This is a genomic window from Streptacidiphilus sp. EB129 (genome assembly GCF_041262645.1).
Classification (GTDB): domain Bacteria; phylum Actinomycetota; class Actinomycetes; order Streptomycetales; family Streptomycetaceae; genus Streptacidiphilus.
The window spans coordinates 1-24,365 of record NZ_JBGCCS010000058.1 but is presented as its reverse complement, the minus strand read 5'-3'; the positions used below and the strand labels follow the sequence as shown (position 1 = coordinate 24,365).

Sequence of the window (24,365 nt, the reverse complement as noted above, 5' to 3'; positions counted from 1 at the left end):
TCGGCAGGGGGGTCGGTGGTCCGCGCACCCGTCACGGCATGCCGAGCTCCTTGTCGATGAAGTCGAAGAGGTCGGCGTCGGTCGCGCCGTCCATGTCGGCTTCCGGGACCGCCGGGACCGCCTCCGCGGGCCGCAGTCGTCCCAGCAGCGCCCGCAGCCGGCCGTCGAGCTCCGGGTGGGCTGCGCTGTCGGCCAGGGCCCGTTCCAGCAGGGCCAGTTCGGCCATCCCGGCCGGGGCCGGGACGGCGGCCTCCTCCGGCCGCATCCGCTCGCTGAGGTGCCGGCCGATCGCTCCGGTCGTCGGATGGTCGAAGAGCAGGGTGGCGGGCAGTCGCAGCCCGGTGGCGGCGCGCAGCCGGTTGCGCAGCTCGACCGCGGTGAGCGAGTCGAAGCCCAGTTCCAGCAGCCCGCGTTCGACCGGCACCGCGGCCGGTCCTGAGAAGCCCAGCACCAGCGCCGCGTTGGAGCGGACCAGGTCGAGCAGTACCCGGTCCCGCTGCGGCTGCGGGAGCCCGGCCAGCCGCCCGCGCAGCGCGGCCGGGGCGTCGTCCCGGTCGGGTGCGGCCGCCGCGGTCCGCCGGACCGGCGTCCTGACCAGTCCGCGCAGCAGTGCGGGGACGCCGCCGCCCGCCTGGACGGCGATCGCGCGGGTGTCCAGACGCGCCGGCAGCACCATCGCCTCGTCCACCCGGTGCGCGGCGTCGAACAGCGCCACTCCCTCCTGCGGGGTGAAGGCCACGATGCCGCCGCGGGCGATCCGCCGCAGGTCGGCCTCGTCGAGTCCGCCGGTCATCCCGCTGCTGTTGGCCCACAGCCCCCAGGCCAGCGAGCTGCCGGCCAGGCCCCGGGCCCGTCGGCGGTGCGCCAGCGCGTCCAGGAAGGCGTTGGCGGCCGCGTAGTTGCCCTGCCCCATGCCGCCGAGGACACCGGCCAGCGAGGAGAACAGGATGAAGGCGGACAGCTTCATGCCCTCGGTGAGCTCGTGCAGGTGCATCGCGGCGTCGACCTTGGGCCGCAGCGCCAGGTCGAGCTGTTCCGGGGTCATCGCCGCCACCAGGCCGTCGGCCAGCACGCCGGCCGCGTGCACCACGGCGGTCAGCGGGTGGGCGGCGGGCAGGGCGGCCAGCAGCCCGGCCAGCGCGGTTCGGTCCGCCGCGTCGCAGGCGGCCACCGTGACCTCGGCGCCCAGTGACTCCAGTTCGGCGCGCAGCCGTTCGGCCCCGTCGGCGGCCGGACCGCTCCTGCTGGTCAGCACCAGGTGCCGGACGCCGTGCCGCACCACCAGGTGACGGGCGATCAGCGAGCCGATCGCGCCGGTGCCGCCGGTGATCAGGACGGTGCCGAGCGGGTCCCAGTGCGGCTGCCGCTGTTCGGGGTCCACGGGCACGCGGGCCAGCCGGGGGATGTGGACCCGGCCTTCGCGCAGCGCCACCTGCGGCTCGCCGCAGGCCAGTGCTCCGGCCAGGGCCTCCCGGGAGGACTCCGTGATGTCCAGGTCGACCAGGGTGAAGCGGTCGGGGTTCTCCGTCTGCGCGGATCGGACCAGTCCCCAGACCGCTGCCTGGGCCAGGTCCGGCACGTCGTCTCCCGGGCCCACGGGCACCGCGCCGGAGGTCACCAGCGCCAGCGTCGACCCGGCGAATCGGTCGTCGGCCAGCCAGTCCCGCAGCAGTGAGAGCACCCGCCCGGTGGCGGTCCTGACCGCGTCCGCCCAGCCCTCGGGGGACTCGGGGGACTCGGGGGACTCGGGCGCGCAGCGGGCCAGCACCAGCGCCGGCGCCTCGCCGTCCGGTCCCAGCAGCCCGGCCGGATCGGCGCCGGGCAGCAGCTCCACCCAGGCGGCGGCGCGGTCCGGCCGGGGCAGTGCCGTCCACTCCATCCGGTACAGCTCCTGGTGGCTGCCGGTGCGGGCCGACCCGACCCGGTCGGCGCTGACCGGCCGCAGCACCAGGGTCTGCGCCGAGGCCACCGGCTGCCCGGCGGGGTCGGTCAGCAGCACCGCGACGGTGTCCCGGCCGACCGGGGTGAGCCGGATCCGGACCGAGGCCGCACCGCAGGAGTGCAGGGTGACCCCGTTCCACGAGAACGGTAGCCACCCCTGGCTCTCGCCTTCGGGACCGGTGCCCGGAAGCACGTCGAAGACCAGGGCGTGCAGTGCGCTGTCCAGCAGCGCCGGGTGCAGCCGGTAGCGGCCTGCCTCGCTCTGCTGCGGGGCGGGCAGGGTCGCCTCGGCGAAGACCTGCTCGCCGAGCCGCCAGGCCGAGGTCAGGCCCTGGAAGGCCGGGCCGTAGCCGAAGCCGCCGGCGGCGAACCGCTCGTAGAGGCCGTCCGCGGGCAGCGGCACCGCACCGGCCGGCGGCCACGCGCCCGGCTCCGCTGTTGGCTCTGCCGTCGGTACCCCCGGTGCGGCGGCGGCCAGCCGGCCGGTCGCGTGCCGGGTCCACGGTTCGTCCCCGGCGTCGTCGTCGGGCCGGGCGTGCACGCTCAGCGGGCGGCTGCCGGCCTGGTCGGGGGCGCCGAGGGTCAGCTGGAGCAGCAGGCCGCCGGTCGCCGGGAGCACCAGGGGCACCTCCAGGGTGAGTTCTTCGACGTGACCGAGGCCGACCTCGTCGCCGGCCCGTACGGCCAGCTCCAGGAAACCGGTGGCCGGGAACAGCACCTGGCCGAAGACCCCGTGGTCGGCCAGCCAGGGGTGAGTACGCAGCGACAGCCTGCCGGTGAACAGGAATCCGTCGGAGTCGGCGAGCGGCACCGCCGCGCCGAGCAGCGGGTGGTCCGGGCGGAGCAGTCCGGCCCCGGTCAGGTCGGTCTCCGGGGCGGTGGCCTCCAGCCAGTAGCGCTCGCGCTGGAACGGGTAGGTCGGCAGCGTGGCCGGGCGGTCGCCGGGCGGGTCGAGCAGTGGGGTCCAGTCGACCGGGACGCCGTGTGTGTGCAGCCGCGCCAGCGCGGTCCGCAGCGCGTCCGGCTCGCTGCGGTCCCGGCGCAGCAGGCTGACCAGCAGCGCGCCGTCCGAGCGCTCGCTGAGGGAGTCCTGCGCCATGCCGCTCAGGGAGCCGTCCGGGCCGAGTTCCACGAAGGCCGTCACTCCCGCGCTCTCCAGATGGGCGATTCCCTCCTGGAACCTGACCGTGCCCCTGACCTGCCGCACCCAGTGGTCGGGGGAGCGGAGCTGCCCGGCCGTGGCGGTGGCGCCGGTGAGGGCGGAGACCACGGGGACGGCGGGCGGCCGGAAGTCCAGTCCCTCGGCGACCTGCCGGAAGTCGTCCAGCATGCCGTCCATGTGCGGGGAGTGGAAGGCGTGGCTGACCCGAAGCAGCCTGGTGCGCCTGCCCAGCGCCCGGACGTGCGCGGCGACCTCCCGCACCGCGGCCGCGTCCCCGGAGACGACGACTGCCGAGGGTCCGTTCACCGCCGCCAGCGACAGTTCGGCCTCCCGTCCGGCCAGCAGTGGTTCCAGCTCCTCGGCCGACACGGCGAGCGCGGCCATGGCGCCTCCGGAGGGCATCGCCTGCATCAGCCGGCCCCGGGCCGCCACCAGTGCGGCGGCGTCCGGCAGCGACAGCACCCCGGCCAGGTGAGCGGCCGTCAGTTCGCCGACGGAGTGGCCGAGCAGGTAGTCGGGCCGGATCCCGACCCACTCCAGCAGCCGTGACTGCGCGACGCCGAGCGCGAACAGGGCGGGCTGGGTGTAGGCGGTCAGATCGAGCGCGCCGCCGCCGTCCTGGACCACCTCGCACAGCGGCCGGTCCAGCAGCGGGTCCAGCTGTGCGCACACCTCGTCGAAGGCGTCCGCGAACACCGGGTACGCGGCATACAGGCCGGTTCCCATGCCGGGCCGCTGGCTGCCCTGCCCGGGCAGCAGGAAGGCGGTCCTGCCGGGGCCGCCGGTCACGCCGCGCACCAGCGCGGGGTCCTCGTCGCCGGCTGCCAGCGCGGCCAGTGCCGCGAGTCGGGCGGGCCGGTCGGCGCCCAGCAGTACCGCGCGGTGCTCGAAGCTGCTCCTGGTGGTGGCCAGGGCGTGCCCCGGGTCGGTCTCCGGACGGTCGGTCAGCTGTCGCAGCAGTCGGGCGGCCTGCTCGCGGAGCGCGGTGTCGGTGCGTGCGGAGAGCAGCCACGGGCCGCTGTTCGCCCCGGCGGGGCCGGTCCGGCCGGGCGGCTCGGGCACGTGCTCCAGAATGGTGTGCGCGTTGGTGCCGCTGACCCCGAAGGAGGACACCGCGGCCCGGCGCGGGTGGCCGGACTCGGGCCAGTCCCTGGTCTCGGTCAGCAGGCGTACCGCGCCCGCCGTCCAGTCGATGAACGGCGAGGGGGCGTCCACGTGCAGCGTCCTCGGGAGTACCCCGTGCCGCATGGCCTGCACCATCTTGATGACGCCGCCGATGCCTGCGGCGGCCTGGCTGTGCCCGAGGTTGGACTTCAGCGAGCCCAGCCACAGCGGTTCGGCGTCGGCCCGGTCCTGCCCGTAGGTGGCCAGCAGGGCCTGCGCCTCGATCGGGTCGCCGAGTCTGGTGCCGGTGCCGTGCGCCTCGACCGCGTCGACCTCGGCGGCGGTCAGTCCGGCGTTCTCCAGGGCGGCCCTGATCACCCGCTGCTGCGACGGCCCGTTGGGGGCGGTCAGGCCGTTGCTGGCACCGTCCTGGTTCACCGCCGAGCCGCGGACCACGGCCAGCACCGGATGGCCGTTCCGGCAGGCGTCCGACAGCCGCTCCAGCAGCACCAGGCCCGCGCCCTCGGCCCAGGCGGTGCCGTCGGCGGCGGCCGCGAAGGGCTTGCAGCGGCCGTCCGGGGCCAGCCCGCGCTGCCGGCTGAACTCCACGAACGCGCCCGGGGTGGACATCACGGTGACCCCTCCGGCCAGCGCCAGCGAGCATTCGCCCGCGCGCAGCGACTGCGCGGCCAGATGCACCGCGACCAGGGAGGAGGAGCAGGCCGTGTCCACGGTCACCGCCGGGCCCTCCAGGCCCAGGGTGTAGGCGATCCGTCCGGAGGCGACGCTTCCGGCGCTGCCGATGCCCAGATAGCCTTCGAACTCCTCGGAGGGCCGGGTCACCCGGGAGCCGTAGTCCCGGTAGCTGGAGCCCACGAAGACCCCGCCGCGGCTGCCCTTGAGCGACTGCGGGTCGATCCCGGCCCGCTCGACCGCCTCCCAGGCGATCTCCAGCAGCAGCCGCTGCTGCGGGTCGACGGACAGTGCCTCGCGCGGCGAGATGCCGAAGAACGCCGGGTCGAAGTGGTCGGCGTCGTAGAGGAAGCCGCCCTCCCTGGTGTAGCTGCTGCCGGCCCGTTCCGGGTCCGGATGGTAGAGGCTGTCCAGGTCCCAGCCGCGGTCGGTGGGGAACCCGGAGATGGCGTCGGTGCCGTCGGCGACCAGGTCCCACAGCTCCTCGGGGCTGCGCACCCCGCCGGGAAAGCGGCAGCTCATCGCGACGATGGCGATCGGGTCGTCCGCCGGTGCCGCGTCCGACGCCCCGTCACCGGACTCCGCCGCCGCGGGTGTTCCGGGCACGGCGGCCGGGGGTGCGCCGGTAGTGGGCTCCGGCCCGGGCAGTTGCGCCATCAGGTGGCCTGCCAGGAGCGCGGTGGTGGGATAGTCGAAGACCAGGGTGACCGACAGCCGCAGCCCGGTGGCCTCGGCCAGCCTGTTGCGCAGTTCGACGGCGGTCAGCGAGTCGAAGCCGAGGTCCTTGAACACCCGCTCCGGTTCGACCGCGTCAGGGTCGCGGTGGCCCAGGACCGAGGCCGCCTCGGTCCGCACCAGCTCGGTCAGCGCGGCCAGCCGTTCCGCGGCGTCCAGCGCGGCCAGCCGCTCGGCCGGGCCCGCCGTTCCCGGGCCCTGCGACCCGCCCTCCGGAAGGTCCTTGAGCAGGGCGCTGGGCCGCAGCGCGGTGAACGCCCGGACGAAACGCTCCCAGGCGAAGTCGGCCACCAGCACCCGGGTGTCGTCCTGGTCCAGTGCTTGCCCCAGCGCGGCGAGTGCCCGCTCCGGGTCCATGGCCGGCAGGCCGTTGCGGACCAGCCGCTCGCCCACAGCGCCGCCGGCCAGGCTGTCGCCGCCCCACAGGCCCCAGGCCACCGACGTGGCCGGCAGCCCGGCGTCCCGGCGCTGCTGCGCCAGCGTGTCCAGGAAGGCGTTGGCCGCCGCGTAGCTGCCCTGCCCCGTGCCGCCCAGGGTGCCGGCCAGCGAGGAGAACAGGACGAACGCGGACAGGTCCTGCCCCCGGGTGAGCTCGTCCAGGTGCCGTGCGCCGTCCACCTTGGGCCGCAGCACGCCAGCGGTCCGCTCCGGGCTCAGTGCGTCCAGGAGCCCGTCGTCCAGCACGCCCGCGGTGTGCACCACGGCCCGCAGCGGGTGCTCGGCCGGGACCGTCGCCAGCAGTCGCGCCAGCGCCTCGCGGTCCCCGATGTCGCAGGCCGCGACGGTGGCCTCGGCTCCCAGCTCGGCGAGTTCGGCCACCAGTGCGGACGCGCCCGGCGCGGACGCGCCCTGACGGCTGGTCAGCAGGAGCCGTCCGGCCCCCCGTCCGGCCAGCCAGCGGGCCACCCGGGCGCCGAGCGCGCCGGTGCCGCCGGTGACCAGGACGGTGCCGTCCGGGGTCCAGGTACGACGGGCCGGCCGCTGCCCGGTGCCGGCCCGGACCAGCCGGCGGGCGAACACCCCGGCTCCCCGGATCGCCACCTGGTCCTCGTCGCCCTGCCCCGCGAGTACACCGGCGAGCCGGGTCCGCGCCCGCTCGTCCAGCCGTTCCGGCAGGTCGACCAGGCCGGCCCAGCGCTCCGGGTACTCGACTCCGGCCACCCCGCCCAGACCCCAGACGAGCGCCTGCAGCGGGTGGGCCACCGGGTCCGAACGGCCCACCGACACCGCGGCGCGGGTGGCGCACCACAGCGGTGCGGTCAGCCCGGCGTCGCCGATCGCCTGCAGCACGGCGACGGTGGACACCAGCCCGGACGGCAGCGCCGAGCCCGCAAGGTACGCTTCCTCGTCCAGTGCCAGCAGGGACAGCACCCGGTCCGGGGCCGCCTCCCTGAGCCGCTCGGCCAGCCCGGCCCGGTCCTCGTCCGGGGAAACCTCCAGGATCCGCGCCAGCGCCCCGTGTTCCGCCAGCGCCATGGCGCACTCCTCGGCCGCCGGGTCGCCGGCCCGGGCCAGCACCAGCCAGTCGCCGGACAGTCCGGCCGGCCCGGCGGCCGGCAGCGGCCGCCATTCCACCCGGTAGCGCCAGCCGTCGGTCTCGGCCCTGCCCCGGCTCTGCCGCCGCCACTGTGACAGCGCCGGCAGCAGCCCGGTCAGCGCGGAGCGCGAGGCCGGGTCCGCGATCCGGAGCGCGTCGGCCAGCGCGTCCGCCTCCTGATGCTCCACGGCCGCCCAGAAGGCCTCGTCGGCCGTGCCCTCCTGCCGTCGCGGCCCGGGGGTCAGCCAGTACCGGTCCCGCTGGAAGGCGTAGGTGGGCAGGTCGACCCGCCGGGCTCGGCAGCCCTCGAACGGGCGGGCCCGGTCGACCGGTACGCCGAGCACGTCCAGTTCGGCCAGCGAGGTCAGGAACCGCTCCCGGCCGCCCTCGCCCCTGCGGAGCGTCCCGGTCACCGCGCCCCGGCCCCCGGCCGCCTCCACCGCCTCCTGCAGCCATACGGTCAGCGCCGGGTGGGTGCTGACCTCCACGAAGACGTCGTAGCCGTCGTCCAGCAGCACCCGCGCGGTCCGGCCGAACTCCACCGGCTCACGCAGGTTGCGGTACCAGTAGCCGGCGTCCAATGCCGACCCCGGCATCGCTGCGCAGGTGACGGTGGAGTAGAAGGCGGTCCCGCAGTCACGGGGTGCGATCCCGTCCAGCGCCGCCAGCAGCTCTTCCTGAATGGCCGTCACCTGCGCCGAGTGGCCGGCGAAGTCCACCCCGGGGATCGGCCAGTTCATCACCCCGGCGTCGGACAGCTGCTCCGCCAGGCGGGCCAGCGAGGCCGGGTCGCCGGACAGTGCCACCGACGTGGGCCCGTTCACCGCCGCGATCCCGATCCGGTCCCCGAAGCCGGAGATCCACTCGGTGACCCGCTCCACCGCGAGCGGCACGAACAGCATCCCGCCGTGCCCGGTCAGTGCCCGCAGCGCGCGGCTGCGCAGCGCCACCACCTTGGCGCCGTCGTCCAGGCCGAGGGCGCCGGCGACCACGGCGGCGGCGATCTCGCCCTGGCTGTGGCCGACCACGGCGGCGGGCTCCACCCCGTAGGCCCGCCACAGTTCCGCCAGCGAGACCATCACCGCGAACAGCACCGGCTGCACCAGGTCCACCCGGTCCAGCGGGTCGCCGGACCGCAGCAGTTCCGTCAGCGACCAGTCCACATGGGGCGCCAGCGCGCGTTCGCAGTCGGCGATCCGCTCGGCGAACACCGGTTCGCAGTCCAGCAGCCCCAGCACCATGCCGGGCCACTGCGAGCCCTGGCCGGGGAAGACGAGGACCGTCCGGCCGACCGGCCCCGCCATGCCCCGGGCCAGGCCCGGCGCGCTCCGGCCCTCGGCCAGGGCCTCCAGGCCGCGCCGGAAGTCGGCCGGCTCGGTGCCGACCACCGCGGCCCGGTGCTCCAGGGCGGCGCGGCCGGTGGCCAGCGACCAGCCGACATCCGCGGGCCGCTGGTCCTCGGCCAGCCACTCCCGCAGCCGCTCGGCCTGGGCCCGCAGCCCCTCGGCGGTCCGGGCGGACAGCAGCCAGGGCACCGCCCGCCGCTCGGCCCGCGGGTCATGCTCCGGTTCGGCGTCCGCCTGTGGGGCAGGGTCCGCGGTCGGCGGCTGCTCGACGATCACATGGGCGTTGGTGCCGCTCAGCCCGAACGAGGACACTCCGGCCCGGCGCGGGCGGCCGTACTCGGGCCACTCCCTGGCCTCGGTGAGCAGCTCCACCGCCCCGGCGGCCCAGTCCACATGCGGGGTCGGCTGCCCGGCGTGCAGGGTTCGCGGCAGCAGGCCGTGCCGCATCGCCAGCACCATCTTCATGATTCCGCCGACCCCGGCCGCCGCCTGGGTGTGCCCCAGGTTGGACTTGAGCGAGCCCAGCCACAGCGGCCGGCCCTCGGGCCGGTCCTGGCCGTAGGCGGCCAGGAGCGCGTCGGCCTCGATCGGGTCGCCGAGCCTGGTGCCGGTGCCGTGCGCCTCCACCGCGTCGACCTGATCGGGTGTCAGCCCGGCGTCGGCCAGCGCCTCCCGGATCACCCGCTGCTGCGCGAGTCCGCTCGGCGCGGTCAGGCCGTTGCTCGCCCCGTCCTGGTTGATCGCGCTGCCGCGCAGCACCGCCAGCACCGGGTGGCCGTTCCTGCGGGCGTCCGACAGCCGCTCCAGCAGCAGCAGCCCGACGCCCTCGGCCATCCCGAAGCCGTCCGCCGAGGCCCCGAACGACTTGCAGCGCCCGTCGGCGGCGAGCCCGCGCTGCCGGCTGAACCCGGTGAACGACAGCGGGCTGCCGATCACGGTCGCCCCGCCGGCCAGCGCCAGCGAGCACTCGCCGCGGCGCAGCGACTGCGCTGCCAGGTGCACCGCCACCAGCGAGGAGGAGCAGGCCGTGTCCACGGTCAGCGCCGGTCCCTGCAGGCCCAGCGTGTACGCCACCCGGCCGGAGAGCACGCTGGTGGAGATCCCGGCGACGAACAGCCCCTCCAGCTCCGCCGGAACCTGGTCCATGCTGCCGCCGTAGCCCTGGTACGCGGCTCCGGCGAACACCCCCACCCGGCTGTCGCGCAGCGAGCCGGGATCGATGCCGGCCCGCTCCAGTGCCTCCCAGGAGGTCTCCAGCAGCAGCCGCTGCTGCGGGTCCATCGCCAGCGCCTCGCGCGGGCTGATCCCGAAGAACCCCGGGTCGAACTGCCCGGCGTCGTGCACGAAGCCGCCCGCCGCGGCGTAGCTGGTGCCCGGCCGGTCGGGATCGGTGTCGTAGAGTCCGGCGAGGTCCCAGCCGCGGTCGGCCGGCAGTTCGGAGACCACGTCCCGGCCCTCGGCCACCAGCCGCCAGAGCTCCTCGGGGGAGTCCGCCCCTCCCGGGTAGCGGCAGCTCATCGACACGATCACCACCGGGTCCTCGTCCTGGGCCGGTGCTCCGGCGGCGACCGGCCCGGCGGCCCGGGCCGACGGGGCGGACCGGCCCAGCAGCTCGCCGAGCAGGTGGCCGGCCAGCGCGGCGGCCGAGGAGTAGTCGAAGACCACGGTCACCGGCAGCCGCAGCCCGGTCTCGGTGTTCAGGCGGTTCCGCATTTCGACCGCGGTCAGCGAGTCGAAGCCCAGGTCGCGGAAGGCCCGCCGCGGCTCCACCCCGTCCGCCGAGTCATGCCCCAGCACCGCTGCGGCCTGGCCGCGTACGAGGTCCACCAGCAGCCGTTCCCGGTCCGGCCCGGCCAGCGCCAGCAGCCGGTCCCGCAGCGCCCCCGACGCGCCGCCGGATGCCTGCGGCGCGGCCTCCACCGCCAGCGCGGCCCGCACCTCCGGCAGTTCGCCGATCAGCGGGCTCGGCCGGGCCGAGGTGAACACCGGCGCGAACCGGGCCCAGTCCACGTCGGCCACCACCGCCACCGTCTCGTCCTCGGCGAGCACCTGCCCCAGCGCGGTCACGGCCAGGGCCGGAGGCATGAAGACGATGCCCTGTGCCCGCAACTGCTCCTCCACCAGATGCGCCGCCATCCCGGCGCCGCCCTCGGGGTTCCAGATGCCCCAGACCACCGAGGTCGCGGTCAGGCCCCGGCCGCGCCGGTTCTCGGCCAGCGCGTCCAGGTAGGCGTTGGAGGCCGCGTACGCGCCGTGGTCCGCGCTGCCCCAGACCGAGGAGATCGAGGAGAACAGCACAAAGGCGTCCAGGCCGTCCCGGTCGAACAGGGCGTCCAGGTTCCGGGCACCGGCGACCTTGGCGTGGAGGGTGTCGGCGAACTCGGCCAGACGGGTGGCCGGCAGCGGCACCAGCAGTCCCGCGCCGGCCGCGTGCAGCACCGAGCGGACCGGGCCGTCGGACCGCTCCAGCTCCGCCACCAGCCCGGCCAGCGCGTCGCGGTCGGCGACGTCGCAGGAGGCCAGGGTCACCCGGGTGCCGTGCCCGGACAGTTCGGCGGCGAGCTCGGCGGCGCCGGGCGCCTCCGGGCCGCCCCGGCTGACCAGTACCAGGTGCGCGGCCCCGGAGCGGGCCAGCCAGCGGGCCACCTGCGCTCCCACGCCGCCGGTGCCCCCGGTGACCAGCACCGTGCCGCGCGGGGTCCAGCCCGGGACGGCCGGCCGGGCGGCCGACCTGACCAGCCGTCGCCCGTGCACCGCGCCGTCCCGGAGCGCCAGTTGGTCCTCCGGGCCGGCCGAGCCGCCCAGCAGCCCGGCCAGCCGGGTCACCGCCCGGGCGTCCAGGGCGGGGGGCAGGTCCAGCAGGCCGCCCCAGCACCGCGGGTACTCCAGCGCCGCCACCCGCCCCAGCCCCCAGCTGAGCTGCTGGTCGGGGCTGGCCACGGGGTCCGTCGGGCCGGTCGACACCGCGCCGCTGGTGGCCCACCAGACCGGGGCGTTCAGTGCCAGGTCGCCCAGAGCCTGGGTCAGCGCCAGGTTGAGTGCCGTACCGACGGGCACCACCGGGTGCGCCGGGTGCGGCCGCTCGTCCAGTGCCAGCAGTGACAGCACCCCGCCGACCGGCGCCGCGGAGCCGTCCGGTTCGGCGAGCACCCCGGCCAGCCGCTCGGCCAGGACCGCCCGGTCGGTCTCCGCCTCGGTCAGGGCGACGGTCACCAGGTCCGTGCCGGCCAGCGCGCGGGCGCAGTCCGCCACCAGCTGATGCCCGGTCGGATCGTGCGGCACCAGCAGCAGCCAGCGCCCCTCGGGCCTGGCCCGGCCGCTCCCGGCAAGCCGACGCCACTCCACCCGGTACCGCCAGGAGTCCATCGTGCTCCGCTCGGAGCGGCGCTCCCGCCAGTCGGCCAGCGCGGGCAGCACCGCGCTCAGCGGATCCTCCGGGCCGACTCCGAGCGTCGCGCTCAGCTCCGGCAGGTCGCCGTCCCGCACCCGCCGCCAGAACTCCTCGTCGGCGGGATCGACCGCGGCCACCGGTGCGGGCGCGGCCGCCAACCAGTAGTCACGGCGCTGGAACGGGTAGGTCGGCAGCGGTACCGGCGGGCCGCCGGCCGGGCCGAACACCGTTGCCCAGTCGGGGGAGCGGCCACCGGCGTGCGCCTCGCCCAGGGCGAGCAGGAAGCGCCGCAACCCGCCGTCCGCACGGCGCAGCGTGCCCAGTACGGTGGCGTCCGCCGCCGCGGCCTCCACGGTCTGCCGTACCCCGAAGGTCAGCACCGGATGCGGGCTCACCTCGACGAAGCAGCTGTACCCCTGCTCCAGCAGGGTCCGTGTGACCTCCTCGAACCGCACGGTCTGCCGCAGATTGCGGTACCAGTACCCGGCGTCCAGCTCCGGGCCCGCCAGCCGGCCGCCGTCAACGGTCGAGAGGAACGGCAGCCGGGCCGTCACCGGGACGATCCCGGCCAGATCCGCGAGCAGTTGCTCGCGGATCCCCTCCACCTGCGCCGAATGCGAGGCGTAGTCCACCGGGATCCGGTCGGCGCCGGGTTCGGCCGCCAGCAGTTCCTCGACTGCCGCGGTGTCGCCGGAGACCACCACCGCGGCGGGGCCGTTGACGGCGGCGACCGACAGTCTCCCGCCCCAGGGCGCGATCAGCGTGCGGACCCGTTCGACCGGCTGAGCCACCGACACCATCGCGCCCTGCCCGGCCAGTCGGCCGAGGGCCCTGCTGCGCAGCGCCACCACCCTGGCGGCGTCCTCCAGGCTGAGCGCGCCGGCCACGCAGGCCGCCGCGATCTCCCCCTGGGAGTGGCCGACCACCGCGTCGGGGACAACGCCGTACGACTCCCACAGCGCGGCCAGCGAGACCATCACCGCGAACAGTGCGGGCTGCACCACGTCCACGCGTTCCAGCGGCTCGCCGGAGCGCAGTACCCCGGTCAGCGACCAGTCCGTGCAGGAGGCCAGGGCCCGTTCGCAGTCCGCGATCCGGGCGGCGAACACGGGGGACTCCTCCAGGAGCTCGACCGCCATGCCGGCCCACTGCGAGCCCTGTCCGGGAAACACGAACGCGGTCTTCCCGCTGGGCACGGCCGTGCCCAGCACCAGGTTCGGTGCGGACTCCCCGGCCGCCAGCGCGGCCAGCCCGGCCGCGAACTCGTCACGGCCCGTGCCGACCAGTACGGCGCGGTCCTCGAAGCCGGTCCGCTCGGCCAGCGCGCGGCCGATCGCGGCCGCCCCGAACTCGGGCCGGTCGGCCAGGAACTCCGCCAGCCGCTCGGCCTGCGCCCGCAGCGCGGCGGGCCCCCGGGCCGACAGCACCCAGGGCACCGTCCCGGCCGCCTCCGCTCTCAATGACCGGTTTGCCTCCGCCACGGTCTGTTCGGCCGGGGCTGCCGTTGCCGGGTCCGGTTCCGCCGGCGGCTGCCCCTGGGGGGCCTGCTCGACGATGACGTGGGCGTTGGTGCCGCTCACGCCGAAGCCGGACACCCCGGCCCGGCGGGGACGGCCGGTCCGGGGCCAGGGGCGGGCCCCGGTCAGCAGCTCCACCGCCCCGGCCTTCCAGTCGACGAACGGCGACGGCTCGTCGACGTGCAGGGTCTTCGGCAGCACCCCGTGCCGTACCGCCTGCACCATCTTGATCACGCCGCCGACCCCGGCCGCCGCCGAGCTGTGCCCGATGTTGGACTTGAGCGCCCCCAGCCAGAGCGGCTCGCTGTCCCCGCGCCCCTGGCCGTAGGTCGCCAGCAGCGCCTGGGCCTCGATGGGGTCGCCCAGCCTGGTGCCGGTGCCGTGCGCCTCCACCGCGTCCACCTGATCGGGCGTCAGCCCGGCGTCGGCCAGGGCCTCGGCGATGACCCGCTGCTGGGAGGGGCCGTTCGGCGCGGTCAGTCCGTTGCTGGCGCCGTCCTGGTTCACCGCCGTCCCGGTGACGACCGCGAGCACCTGGTGCCCGTTGCGCCGGGCGTCGGACAGCCGTTCCAGCAGCAGCACCCCGACCCCCTCCGACCAGCCGGTCCCGTCGGCCGCCGCCGCGAAGGCCTTGCAGCGGCCGTCGGGCGACAGGGCCCGCTGCCGGCTGTAGGCCACGAACGCGTCCGGCACCGCGAGCACCGCGACCCCGCCGGCCAGCGCCAGCGAGCATTCGCCGGATCGCAGCGACCGGACCGCCAGGTGCAGTGCCACCAGCGAGGAGGAGCAGGCGGTGTCCACGGTCACCGCCGGGCCCTCCAGGCCCAGCGTGTAGGAGACCCGGCCGGAGACCACGCTGCCGGCCGTCCCGGTTTCCAGCAGGCCCTGCACCTCGGGCAGCTCTCGGGCGCCCGCACCGTAGTCGTTGCGCATCGCCCCGACGAAGACCCCGGTCCTGCTGCCGCGCAGCGCGGCCGGGTCCAGGCCGGCCCGCTCGACCGTCTCCCAGCAGGTCTCCAGCAGCAGCCGCTGCTGCGGGTCCATGGCGAGGGCCTCGCGCGGTGAGATGCCGAAGAAGTCGGCGTCGAACTCCCCGGCCCGGTAGAGGAATCCGCCCCGCCGGGTGTACGAGGTGCCGGGCCGGTCGGGATCGGGGTCGTAGAGCCCCGCCGTATCCCAGCCCCGGTTGTCCGGCCACTCGGAGATCGCGTCCACCTCCTCCGCGACCAGCTCCCACAGCAGTTCCGGTGAGTCGGCACCGCCGGGGTAGCGGCAGCCCATCGAGACGATCGCGACCGGTTCCTGCCCGGCCTCCTCGATCTCCCGCAGTCGGCGCTTGGCCTCGCCCAGTTCGGATGTGGCCCGCCTGAGGTACTCGAGAAGCTTGTCGTCGTCCGGCATCAGTCCAGCTCTCCCTCAGGCCATTCCGAAGTCGTTGTCGAGCAGGTCGAACAGTTCGTCGGCGGTTGCCGAGTCGAGCGGGCGGGCCTCGGTGCGGCCGTCCCGCGCCGTCCAGGTCCGGAGCAGGGACTGCAGTCGTTCGCCGATGGCGGCGCCCTCCGGATCCGCCGGGTCGAGCACCGACAGTGCCCGCTCCAGCCGGTCCAGTTCGGCCCCGGCCGGGCGGGCCGCGGCCCCGAACAGCTCCCGGTGCAGCAGCCCGGCGAGCGCTGCCGGAGTCGGATGGTCGAAGACGGCGGTGGGCGGGACGGCGACACCCGTGGCCGCGCACAGCTGGTTCCGGAACCGCACCGCGAGCATCGAGTCGAAGCCGATCTCGGCGAACGGCCGATCCGGCCGCACCGCGGTCGGCCCCGAGTGCCCCAGCACCGCGGCGGCATGACCCGACACCAGCTCCAGCAGCTCCCGCCGCTGTTCCGCCTCCTCCAGCCCGGCCAGCCGCAGTGCCAGCCCCCCCGAACCGGCGGGCCGCTCCGACGTCTGCTCCGGTTCCGCGACTGGCACCGGCCCAGTCACCGGCAGCGGTGCCCGCGGTGACGCGTGGACGCCGCGTCCCGGCGTCGGCAGCCAGTAGCGCTGCCGCTCGAAGGGGTAGGTCGGCAGTGGCACCGGCCGCAGCGACCGGTCGGCCCCCCAGTCCACCGCCGCCCCGGCGGTCCAGGCCTCGGTCAGCGACCGCAGCAGCTGGTCACGCCCGCCGGCCCCCCGGCGCAGGGTGCCGACCGCGACTGCGGGCCGGTCCGCCGCCTGCGCCGTGCTGTCGATCCCGGCCAGCAGCACCGGATGCGGGCCGACCTCGACGAACAGCCGGTGACCGGTCTCCAGCAGTGCCAGCGTGGCCCGGCCGAACTCCACCGGCTCGCGCAGGTTGCGGTACCAGTACCCGGCGTCCAGCTGCTGACCGTCCGTCACCGTGCCGGTCACCGTGGAGTACAGCGGTACCGCCGAGGGCCTCGGTGCGATCCCGGCCAGCGCCGTGGTGAGTTCCGTCCTGATCTCCTCCACCTGGGCCGAGTGCGCCGCGTAGTCGACCGGGATCGGGCGGCCTCGCAGCCCGGCCTGCTCGCAGGCGGCCAGCAGGTCCGTCAGCGGTTCCGGTCCGCCCGCCACCACCACGGCGCCGGGGCCGTTGACCGCCGCCACGCAGAGCCGGTCGCCGTAGTGCAGCAGCAGCTCCCGCACCTGCTGTTCGGGGGCGGAGAGGGAGAGCATGCCGCCGTGTCCGGTGAGTCGGCGCAGTGCGTGGCTGCGTTGGGCGACGACGGTGGCGCCGTCCTGGAGGGTGAGTGCGCCGGCGACCACGGCGGCGGCGATCTCGCCCTGGGAGTGGCCGATCACCGCGTCGGGGTGGACGCCCCAGGACCGCCACAGTGCGGCCAGCGAGACCATCACCGCGAACAGTGCGGGCTGCACCACGTCGGCGCGTTCCAGCGGCTCGCCGGAGCGCAGCACCCCGGTGAGCGACCAGTCGGTGTGCGGGGCCAGCGCCCGCTCGCAGTCGGCCATCGCGGCGGCGAACACCGGCTCGGCGTCCAGCAGCGGAACCGCCATCCCGGCCCACTGGGTGCCCTGCCCGGGGAAGACGAAGACCGTCCTGCCGCCGGATGCCTCGCCCTGGAGCACCCCGGCCGAAGGCTTGCCCTGGGCCAGCGCGGTCAGCCCCGCCAGTAGTTCGGAGCGGCCGGAACCGGTCAGCCCGGCCCGGTGCGGCAGTACCGCCCTGCTGGTGGCCAGGGCATGGCCGATCCTGGCGTCGCTGACCTCGGGCCCGGCCTCCAGGGCTGTCAGCAGCGCGGCGGCCTGGCGCCCGAGGGCTGCCGCGCTGCCTGCCGAGAGCAGCCAGGGCAGGGGCTCCGGTTCCGGCTCCGGTACCGGAGCGGGCTCCATGGCCTGCTCCAGCACCGCGTGCGCGTTGGTACCGCTCATCCCGAAGGACGAGACGCCGGCCCGTCGAGGGCCGTCGGAGACCCACTCCCTGACCTCGGTGAGCAGCCGGATCGCGCCGCTCGACCAGTCCACCCTGCCGGAGGGCTGCTCGGCGTGCAGGGTCCGGGGGAGTACGCCGTGCCGCAGCGCCAGCACGGTCTTGATCACGCCGGCCACCCCGGCCGCGGCCTGGGTGTGGCCGATGTTGGACTTCAGCGAGCCCAGCCACAACGGCCGGTCCTTCGGACGGTCCTGGCCGTAGGCGGCCAGCAGCGCACCGGCCTCGATCGGGTCGCCGAGGGTGGTGCCGGTGCCGTGGGCCTCCACCAGGTCGACCTGATCGGGTGTCAGTCCGGCGTTGGCCAGCGCCTGCCGGATCACCCGCTGCTGGGCCTGCCCGTTGGGCGCGGTCAGGCCGTTGCTCGCGCCGTCCTGGTTCACCGCGGTCCCCTTGACCAGGGCCAGGACCGGGTGGCCGAGCCGTCGGGCGTCCGACAGCCGCTCCACCAGCAGCATGCCCGCCCCTTCACCCCAGCCGGTGCCGTCCGCCGCCTCGGCGAAGGATCGGCAGCGGCCGTCGGTGGACAGCCCGCGCTGGCGGCTGAACTCCACGAAGACGTCCGGGCTCGCCATCACCGCCGCGCCGCCGACCAGCGCGAAGTCGCTCTCGCCGGAGCGCAGCGACTGTCCCGCCAGGTGCAGGGCCACCAGCGAGGAGGAGCAGGCGGTCTCCACCGTCACCGCGGGGCCTTCGAGCCCCAGCGTGTAGGCGACCCGTCCGGACGCCACGCTGGTCACGGTGCCGCTGAGGAGATGCCCCTCGACCCCGGCCGCCGGGTCGTGCGGGCCGCTGCCGTATCCCTGGCCGGCCAGCCCGACATAGACCGCGCCCCGGCTGCCGCGCAGCGAGCGGGGGTCGATCCCGGCCCGCTCCACGGCCTCCCAGGCGGTCTCCAGCAGCAGCCGCTGCTGCGGGTCCATCGCCAGTGCCTCGCGGGGGCTGATCCCGAAGAACTCGGCGTCGAACTCCCCGGCGCCGTCCAGGAATCCGCCGCCCTGGGCGTAGAACGACCCGGGCCGGTCCGGGTCCGCGTCGTAGAGGTCGGCCAGCGGCCAGCCCCGGTCCTGCGGCAGCGGGCCGATCGCGTCCACGCCGTCGCCGACAAGCTGCCAGAGCTGTTCCGGTGAGCGCACCCCGCCGGGGAACCGGCAGGCCATCGACACCACTGCCAGCGGCTCCGCCGTGGACGTCCCGGTGGCGGTCGGCCGGTCCCGGTCGGGCACCTCAGTGGAGAGTTCGGCGTGCAGATGCGCGCTCAGTGCCGCCGCGCTGGGATGGTCGAAGACCACGGTAACGCCCAGCGGCAGCCCGGTGGCCCGCACCAGTCGGTTGCGCAGTTCGACCGCGGTCAGCGAGTCGAAGCCGACCTCCCGGAACGGCCGGTCGGCGTCGATGCCCTCGCCCGGGTCGCGGCCGAGCACGGCCGCCGCCTCGTCCCTGACCACTTCCAGCAGCAGCGTCCGACGCTCGGGCCCGGACAGCCGGTCCAGCCTCTGCCGAAGCTCGCCGTCCGCTCCGTCGGGACCGGTCGGCGACGGGACCCCGGGCAACGCGTGGGCCCCGGGCAGATCGGCGAGGAGCGGGCTCGGCCGGGCCGAGCCGAAGGCCGGGGCGAAGCGCTCCCAGTCCACGTCGGCGACGACCGTATGGGTCTCGTCCAGGTCGAGCGCCTGCTGCAGCGCGTCCAGCGCGGTCGCCGGAGCCAGCGTCAGCAGGCCGTGCGCACGCAGCCGGTCGGCCACCTCGCCGTTCGCCATGCCGGCCCCGGCCCACGGTCCCCAGGCGACCGAGAGGGCCCTGAGCCCGCGCGCCCTGCGCTGCTCGGCGACGGCGTCCAGATAGGCGTTGGCGGCCGCGTATCCGCCCTGACCGCCGCTGCCCCAGGCCGCGGAGACGGACGAGAACAGCACGAAGGCGTCCAGGTCGCTGTCACGGAACAGTTCGTCCAGGAGCGCGGCGCCGGTGACCTTGGCGGCCCCTTCCGCTGCCAGCTCGTCGGGGGCGCAGTCCGCGAGCGGGGTGTCGGAGGTGAGGCCGGCGGCGTGCACCACCGCACGCACGGTCTCCCCTTCCAGCGAGGCCAGCAGTTCCCGCAGTGCGGCCCGGTCGGTGACGTCGCAGGCCGCGACGGTGACCCGGGCGCCGAGAGCGGTGAGGTCGGCGGCCAGCTCGGCGGCCCCCGGGGTTTCGGTTCCGCCTCGGCTGAGCAGTACCAGGTGCCCGGCCCCGGTGCCGGCCAGCCTGCGGGCCAGCTGTGCGCCCAGTCCGCCGGTGCCTCCAGTGATCAGCACGGTGCCGCGCGGGGGTCGGCCCGGTCCGGAAGCGGCCGCCGCCGGGGCCCGGCGCAGCCGGCGGGCCAGCGCTCCGGACGGCCTGATCGCGACCTGGTCCTCTCCGGTCGTCCCGGACAGGACGGCGCACAGCGCGTCGGTGGCGGCGGTGTCCAGGGTCTCCGGCAGGTCGACCAGCCCGCCCCAGCGAGCGGGGTACTCCAGCGCGGCCACCCGGCCCAGACCCCAGGCCGCGGCCTGCTCCGGCTCGGCCGGCGACGGGTGGCCGGCTGAGACCGCGCCCCGGGTGGCGCACCACAGCGGGGCGTCCGATCCGGCGTCGCCCAGCGCCTGAAGCAGCGTCAGGACGTGCTCGGGCCGGTCCGGCAGCGAGAGCACCCCGTCCGCCGGCGGGAGCAGGCCGGCCAGCCGGGACCTGCCGATGCCGTCGGGCACCGGCAGGAGTTCCACCTCGACCCCGCAGCCGGTCAGTGCCCGGGCACAGGCCTCGGCCCTGGTGCTGTCCACCGGGGCGACCAGCAGCCAGCGCCCGGACGGTCGGGCACTGCCGTCGAGCCGCAGCGGCTGCCAGTCGATCCGGTACCGCAGCCGGTCGGTGGCCGAGCCCGGCGTCGGCCGGTCCGGCCAGTACCGCTGGTGCTGGAAGGGGTAGCCGGGAAGCTCGACCCGGCGCACCGGAACGTCGCGCAGTCCGGCCGCCCAGTCCACAGCCGTACCCCTGACATGCAGTCCGGCCAGTGCCTCAAGGACGGTGTCGGGCTCCGGTCGGCCCTCGCGCAGCAGCGGCAGTGCCGGTGCGCCCTGCTCCGGCAGGCACTCCTGGACCAGGGCGGACAGCACCCCGTCCTTCCCCAGTTCCAGGTAGGCAGTCGCGCCCTGGTCGGCCAGCCGCCGCGCGCCGTCCAGGAACCGGACAGTGCTCCTCAACTGCCGCACCCAGTACTCGGGGGAGCACAACTGCTCGGCGCCGGCCGGCTCGCCGGTCACGTTGGAGATCACCGTCAGCTGCGGCGGGGAGTAGTCCAGACTCTCGGCCAGCCGCCGGAAGTCCGCGAGGACGCCGTCCACCCGGTGCGAGTGGAAGGCGTGGCTGACGGTCAGCCGGTGCACCCGGCGCCCGGCCGCGCGGAATCCGTCGGCGATCCGCAGCACCTCCGGCTCGTCCCCGGACAGCACGCAGGACCGGGGCCCGTTCACCGCGGCCAGGCTTACCGCGGAGCCGTCCAGTGCGGCCAGCACCTCGGACTCCTCGGCCTGGACCGCCACCATCGCGCCGCCGCCCGGCAGGGCGTCCATGAGCCGGCCCCGCCCGGCCACCAGCGCGCAGGCGTCCCGCAGGCCCAGTACCCCGGCCGCGTGCGCGGCGGACAGCTCCCCGACCGAGTGCCCGAGCAGCAGGCCGGGACGCACCCCCCAGTGCTCCAGCAGCCGGAACAGCGCGGTCTGCAGCGCGAACAGGGCCGGCTGGGTGTACCCGGTGCGGTCCAGCATTCCTGCCTGCGGACCCCCGGGTTCGTCGAACATCAGGTCCCGTAGCGACAGGTCGAGATGCGGGGCCAGTTCGCTGAGCACCTCGTCCAGTGCTGCCGCGAACACGGGCTCCGAGCGGTACAGCCCGGCTCCGGCCGCTGCTCGCTGACTGCCCTGGCCGGGGAAGAGAAAGGCCGTCAGGCCGACCGGGCGGACCGTCCCGGTGACCAGTCCGGCGGCGGAGCGCCCGGCCGCCAGCGCCGCCAGCGCGCCGCGCTGCCCGTCCGGGTCGCCGCCGACCAGGACGGCCCTGTGCTCCAGCGCGGCCCGTCCCACCAGCAGCGAGTGCCCCAGATCGGCGGCGTCCAGGTCCGGTTCGGCCGCGAGCCGTGCTTCCAGCAGCCCGGCCTGCGCCCGCAGCGCCTGCCTGCTCCTGGCCGACAGCAGCAGCGGTACCCGGGCCGGCCGGTCCCCGGCCGGCCGGGCCTCCTCGGCCGGGGCCTGCTCCAGCAGCACATGCGCGTTGGTGCCGCTGATGCCGAAGGAGGAGACGCCGGCGCGGCGCGGCCGCCCGGTCTGCGGCCACTCCCTGGCCTCGGTCAGCAGCTCCACCGCCCCGTCGCTCCAGTCGATGTGCGGGTTGGGCGCGTCGACGTGCAGGGTTTTGGGCAGCAGTCCGTGCTGCAACGCCATGACCATCTTGATGACTCCGGCGACGCCGGCGGCCGCCTGGGTGTGGCCGATGTTGGATTTGAGGGAGCCGAGCCACAGGGGTTCGCCGTTGGCACGCTGGTGTCCGTAGACGGCTTGGAGGGCTTGGGCTTCGATGGGGTCGCCGAGGCGGGTGCCGGTGCCGTGGGCTTCGACGGCGTCGATGTCGGTGGGGGTGAGTGCGGCGTCGGTGAGGGCGGCTTTGATGACGCGTTGCTGGGAGGGTCCGTTGGGTGCGGTCAGGCCGTTGCTGGCGCCGTCCTGGTTGACCGCGCTGCCGCGCAGTACGGCCAGGACGGGGTGGCCGTTGCGCCGCGCGTCGGACAACCGCTCCAGCAGCAGCACCCCGACACCCTCGCCCCAGCCGGTGCCGTCGGCAGCCGCGGAGAAGGCCTTGCAGCGCCCGTCCGGGGCCAGCCCGCGCTGCCGGCTGAACTCCACGAACAGCTTGAGGGTGCTCATCACGGTCACCCCGCCCGCCAGCGCCTGCTCGCACTCGCCGCTGCGCAGCGCCCCCACCGCGAGGTGGAGGGCCACCAGCGAGGAGGAGCAGGCGGTGTCCACCGTGAGCGCCGGTCCCTCCAGGCCCAGCGCGTAGGAGATCCGCCCGGAGAGCACGCTGGCGGTGTTGCCGGTCAGGAAGTGCCCTTCGGAGGCGTTCGAGGTGCCCTGCAGCGCGGTCAGGTAGTCCTGGCCGTTGGTGCCGACGAAGACCCCGACCGGACGGCCGCGCAGTGAGGCCGGGTCCTGTCCGGCGTGCTCCACCGCCTGCCAGCTGGTCTCCAGCAGCAGCCGCTGCTGCGGGTCCATCGCCAGCGCCTCACGCGGCGAGATCCCGAAGAACTCGGCGTCGAAGCCGCCCACCTGGTCCAGGAACGCGCCCTGCCGGCTGTAGGTGGTGCCGGTCCGGTCCGGGTCGGGGTCGTACAGCCGCTCGGTGTCCCAGCCCCGGTCCGTCGGCCAGTCGCCGACCGCGTCACGGCCCTCGGCGAGCAGCTCCCACAGGTCGGCCGGACCCCGGACGCCGCCGGGGAAGCGGCAGCCGATCCCGGTGATCGCGATCGGCTCCGTGCTCGCGGACCGCTGCTCCCGCGCCACCGGCCCGGCGGCTCCACCGAGTTCGGAGTGCAGCCGCTCGGCCAGTGCCAGCGGGGTCGGGTGGTCGAAGAGCAGCGTGGCGGGAAGGCGCAGTCCGGTGGCGGCGGCGAGCCTGCCGCGGAGCTCGACAGCGGTCAGCGAGTCGAAGCCCAACTCGGCGAAGGCCCTGGTGGGCGCCAGGTCGGCGGTGCCGGTACGCCGCAGCACCGCCGCCGCATGGTCGCGCACCAACTCGACCAGACCGGGTAGGTCCTTACGATCCGTCACCGGCGCCGGAGCAGGCGGCGCGGCCGACCGCGTGGCGGGAGCGTTCTCCCGGGTGAGCTGTTCCAGCAGCCCGGGCCTGCGCAGGCCACCCGTCGTGCCAAACCGTGACCAGTCCGCCTCCGCCACCACGACCAACGCGTCGTCCTCGTCCAGGGCACGGCCGATCGCGCGCGCCGCCAGCTGCGGTGGCATCGCCGGAAGCCCCCGGTCCCGCAGCCGCTCGGCGACCTCGTCCGCCAGCATCCCGCCCCCGCCGCCCCACGCGCCCCAGGCGATCGAGGTGCCCGGTAGCCCTGCCGCGCAGCGCTCGGCCACCAGCGCGTCCAGCGCCGCGTTGGCGGCCGCGTAGCTGCCCTGCCCGGCGTTGCCCACCACTCCCATCAGTGAGGAGAACATCACGAAGGCGGAAAGCTCCAGATCCGCCGTCAGCTCGTGCAGATGCCGCGCCCCGGTGAGCTTGGCCCGCAGCGAGTCGGCCATCCTGGCGGGGGTCAGTGACTCCAGCATCCCGTCGTCCAGCACTCCGGCCGCGTGCAGCACAGCCGTCGGCCGGTGCGCGGCGACCACTGCGGCGAGTGCCTCCGGGTCGGCCAGGTCGCAGCCGACCACGGACACCGCGGAGCCGAGCTCGGCCGACAGCTCCGCCGCGCCCGGGGCCGAGGGGCCGCTGCGGCTCAGCAGGACCAGCCGCTCCGCCCCCCGGGACACCAGCCAGCGGGCCACCTGGGCGCCGACCGCGCCGGTGCCCCCGGTGAGCAGCACCGTGCCGGTCGGCTGCCACTGGACTGCGCCCGAGGGCCGCCGGGCGGGCGCGCGCAGCAGCCGGCGGACGTGCACCCCGGTGGAGCGCACGGCGAACTGGTCCTCCCGGTCAGTGCCGTTCAGCACCCAGCACAGCCGCCGCACCGCCCGCTCGTCCAGGACGGCGGGGACGTCGACGAGGCCGCCCCAGCGCTCCGGGTGCTCCAGCGCCACCGTCCGGGCGAGCCCCGCCACGGCGCCCTGGATCACCCCACCCGGCCGTTCCCCCGCTCCGAGCACGGCGTCACCGCTGGTCAGACACCACAGCGGAGCATCGATACCGGTGTCGCCGAGCGCCTGCACCAGGGCCAGGGTGAGCGACACGGCGCTCGGCAGGTCGGCGAACCGCGGGTGCGGACGCCGCTCGCGGGCCAGCAGCGACAGCACTCCGGCCACCGGCTGTCCGGCCGCGGCTTCCGCCAGCAGTGCCGCCAGTGACTCCCGGTCGTCCCCGGGCCCGGTCACCGCGACCGGCAGTACCTCGGTGCCGATCGCGGTCAGCGCCTCCACCAGCGCGTGTCCGGCGCGGTCCTCGGGCAGCAGCGCCAGCCAGCGGCCGGCCGGGGCCGGTCCGGGCGCCGAGGTGACGGGCTGCCAGGCGACGCGGTGGCGCCAGGAGTCCGTCCGCCGGTCGGCCATCCGCTCGGCCCGCCATCCGCTGAGCGCCGGCAGCACCTCGCCGAGTGCGGTCTCACTGACGCTCAGATCGGCGGAGAGCTCGGTGAGGTCCTGCTGCTCCAGCGCCTCCCACAGGCCGTCGGCCGCCGGCTCGGCGGCCGGCGTGGGGCGTGCCGGGGACAGCCAGTATCGGGTGTGTTGGAAGGGGTAGGTGGGGAGGTGGTGGGGGGTGGTG

The 24,365-nt window shown here is 75.8% G+C and carries 2 protein-coding genes; both read right to left on the bottom strand.

The features are described from left to right. Window positions 1-31 precede the first annotated feature (31 nt). Window positions 32-14,827: a type I polyketide synthase gene (locus tag ABH925_RS35300; RefSeq protein WP_370155216.1), complete on the bottom strand. Its 14,796-nt coding sequence runs from the start codon at window positions 14,825-14,827 to the stop codon at window positions 32-34. Between the two features lie 15 nt (window positions 14,828-14,842). Continuing rightward, a partial coding sequence (locus tag ABH925_RS35295) for an SDR family NAD(P)-dependent oxidoreductase (RefSeq protein ID WP_370155214.1) occupies window positions 14,843-24,365 on the bottom strand: 9,523 nt, incomplete at its 5' end.

Coding starts and splice junctions, on each gene's coding strand:
- ABH925_RS35300 (WP_370155216.1), bottom strand. CDS start 14,827: ATGCCGGACGACGACAAGCTTCTCGAGTACCTCAGGCGGGCCACATCC.